A 1,625-nucleotide genomic window follows, 5' to 3' on the forward strand; every position below is an offset into this window, starting at 1 on the left:
CCGCCACGCTGGCCGGCACCGTGCAGCCTTCGGCCGCCCACAGCCATCACCACAACCGCGAAATCGGCATCGGCATTGCTGCCGGCGTCGGCGGCTTCGTCCTCGGCAGCCTGCTCGCCCAGCCGCGCACCGTCTATGTCGACGAAGGCGGTGGCTCGTGGCATGTCCGCCGCTGCTACGATCGCTATGCCAGCTACGACGCGGACTCCGATACCTATCTCGGCCACGACGGATACCGCCACTATTGCCGTCTCTGAGGGGAGGACCCGTTCAGCAACAGAGGGGCCCATGCGAGCCCCTCTTCTGTTGTCTGGATGGTAGCGGTGCGTGCTCCATCGGCCGCTTCAGCGCAGAACTGAAGGGATTGGTCCGGCGACAGATCGGACAGTGTACAGAGATTTTCCGAGCGTCTATCCTGGACCGCGAAACGCGGGGAGAGACCCTTGGACGAGCAGGACCCCAGGGAAGACCTGGTCGAAACGGTTTTCCGCAACGGCACCGTCACCACCGTCGGCATCCTGCTGGCGTTTTCGCTGGGCTTCATCACCCATTGGGCCGCCAACCCGATCCCGTGGCAGACCTACCATCTTGTCGCCGTCCTGCCGATCCTGGCCGGCATTGCCTTGCAGATGCGGGCGCTCTCGCTGCTGCTCGACACGAAATGCCTGCAGCGGCGCATCTATGAACGCGCCAACCGCATCTTCATGGCCGGCCTGATATTCACCGCCTGCGGCGTCGGCATGGCCATCCTTCTCGATTTCTTCGATATCGCGACCAGGAGCGCGCTGCCCGGGGCGGGCTGATCAGCCGGCTCGCACGCCGCCGATCATCCTGGTCACCTCGGCTGCCGCATCGCGCACCAGCGGGCCGATCTCGGCCAGCCGCTCCGGCGTCACCCGCACCGTCGGTCCCGACACGGAAACGCCGCCGATCGGCTCGCCGAATTCGTTGAAGATGGCGGCTGCCACGCAGCGCATGCCGGGGTGCCGCTCCTCGTCGTCGACCGACCAGCCGCGCTGCTTGATCCGCGCCAGATCGTGGGCAAGCGCCGAAATGTCGGACAGCGTCCTGTCGGTGAAGCGCTGCAGGCCTGCCTTGCGCAGCATGGTTCCGACGCGCTCCGGCTCGAGATGCGCCAGCACCGCCTTGCCGATGCCGGACGCATGGAAGGGGCTGCGCGTGCCCGGCCGGAAGAAGGCGCGGATCGCCTGATGCGTCTCGACCTGGCTGACGAAGACCACGCAATCGTCCTCGGCGACGCCGAGATTGGCGGTCTCGCCGGTTCTCTCCATCAGCTCCTGCATGACGACACGCGCGCGGTCGACCAGCTTGCGGCGGCGCAGGAAGGCCGCGCCCATACGGTAGGTCTCGACGCCGATCGACCACAGCTGGTCTGATGTGTCGAATTCGACCATTCCGTGGTTTTGCAGCGTCGTCAGCATGCGGTAGGCGGTGGAGGCGGCAAGCCCGCTCTGCGCCGATATCTCGCTCAGCGACAGGCCGCTGCCTTCCGCGACAATGGCCAGGATTCTCAGCGCCCGATCGAGCGACTGCACCGAACTGGCCTCCGAGGGCCCATTGAAAGCGCGCGGCCGGCCGCGCGCTTTCAATGGGCCCTCGGAGGC

General features: G+C 66.6%; 3 protein-coding genes. 2 read left to right on the top strand and 1 reads right to left on the bottom strand.

Going from position 1 to position 1,625, the window contains the following annotated elements; all coding sequences use genetic code 11:
- Positions 1 to 8 precede the first annotated feature (8 nt).
- On the top strand, positions 9 to 257 hold the full coding sequence (locus tag EN994_RS30470; RefSeq protein ID WP_245466130.1) for a BA14K family protein: 249 nt from the start codon (positions 9 to 11) through the stop codon (positions 255 to 257).
- A gap of 186 nt (positions 258 to 443) precedes the next feature.
- Positions 444 to 803, top strand: coding sequence for a hypothetical protein (locus EN994_RS30475; protein WP_013531395.1), 360 nt, complete (start codon positions 444 to 446; stop codon positions 801 to 803).
- Here the strand turns inward: EN994_RS30475 and bhcR are convergent, their stop codons facing one another.
- Positions 804 to 1,610, bottom strand: a complete 807-nt coding sequence (gene bhcR / locus EN994_RS30480) for an HTH-type transcriptional regulator BhcR (RefSeq protein WP_127308105.1) — start codon at positions 1,608 to 1,610, stop codon at positions 804 to 806.
- Between the last annotated feature and the right edge of the window lie 15 nt (positions 1,611 to 1,625).

Source organism: Mesorhizobium sp. M7A.F.Ca.CA.002.09.1.1, from assembly GCF_003998555.1.
GTDB lineage: Bacteria > Pseudomonadota > Alphaproteobacteria > Rhizobiales > Rhizobiaceae > Mesorhizobium > Mesorhizobium ciceri.